This is a genomic window from Streptomyces sp. NPDC031274 (assembly GCF_055570235.1).
The window spans coordinates 1-1,285 of record NZ_JBVIHP010000287.1 but is presented as its reverse complement, the minus strand read 5'-3'; the positions used below and the strand labels follow the sequence as shown (position 1 = coordinate 1,285).

The 1,285-nt window shown below is 65.9% G+C and carries 1 protein-coding gene; it reads right to left on the bottom strand.

The window, feature by feature from the left end; genetic code table 11:
• Window positions 1-214: 214 nt before the first annotated feature.
• Window positions 215-904 carry a response regulator gene (locus tag ACZ5CR_RS45720; protein WP_468869742.1) on the bottom strand — a complete coding sequence of 230 codons (690 nt, stop codon included), beginning with the start codon at window positions 902-904 and terminating at the stop codon, window positions 215-217.
• Between the last annotated feature and the right edge of the window lie 381 nt (window positions 905-1,285).

Sequence of the window (1,285 nt, the reverse complement as noted above, 5' to 3'; positions counted from 1 at the left end):
CCTGCCCCCGGTTCCCGGAACGGCACATCAGGCTGACCCGCCCGGGACGCCCCACATTGCCCTCGTCACCGCCGCCCGGGACTTCCTCCCTCTGAGGCGAGACGGCTCGCGCCGAACGCCCAAACGCCAGCCTGCTCCCACCAGGTCCTGAAGGCGCTCCAATACCTCATCCGATCTTGGAACCGTCTGATGGAGACCACCTGCTGTCGCATCATCAGCGCGGCTGCGTCATCCCGTTCTGCCAGGCCCATGCTGCGATCTCGACCCGGTTTCGAGCAGGCAGTTTGACTTGGACGCTGGACAGGTGGCTCTTGACCGTAGAGAGAGAAACGTGGAGTTCAGTGGCGATCTCCGCGTTGGTGCGTCCCACTGCCGCCAAGCGGACGACGTCTAGTTCGCGGTCTGTGAGTTCGGCCGTCGATCCTGAATTCGTGAGCGGCTGGGTCTTCTGGGGCGTGGTGATGTGTCTGAGCAGGCGAACAGTCACGGAAGGCGAGACCAGCGAGTCGCCATCTGCAGCGGCGCGGACCGCCTCTGCCAGGAGAGTCGGGCCGGAGTCCTTGAGCAGGAACCCGCAGGCGCCACCACGCAGCGCCCCGTAAACGTACTCGTCCAGGTCGAAGGTGGTAACCACGACCACGTTCAGCGGGTCAGCCACGCCCGGCCCTGCCAGCAGGCGCGTCGCCTCCAGTCCATCGAGTTTCGGCATCCGAATGTCCAGCAGGCACACGTCCGGCCGCAGTCGACGTGCCAGCGCTACTGCCTGCTCGCCGTCGCCGGCCTCGGCGACCACGCTGATGTCCGGCTGGGCATCCAGGAAGAAGCGGAAGCCGGTGCGGACCATCTCCTGATCATCAGCAATCAGGACACGGATCACAGAGGTTCGGGGTTCTGGGGCGGTCATAGCCAGATCCTCTCTCATCGAGCGAGATGGCCGTCCGTCATCACGCTGACGCCCGCCCCTATGGCGCGGCCATCCACCAGAGCCAAGCTGATCGTCAGCGCCTCAGCCGAACGGCTGGTTTCCGGTCATCCGGGTGTGGACGGTCCGGCCGAACGGCTGATGACCGGGGCAGGGGCCACGGACGAGGATTTTGGCATCACCCGATGACGACCTGAGGGAATGGCCGCTCGCCTGCCATACCTCGACCCACCTTCCTCCGCCTGCGTGGCGTCGTCCCGGCTGTCCACTGCTTGAACGGAGCCCTCCTCCTCATGACCACCGCTGTCGGTATGCCCACCACCACCCCTGCTCAGGTCGCCCGTCCGACGCGACAACGCCCTC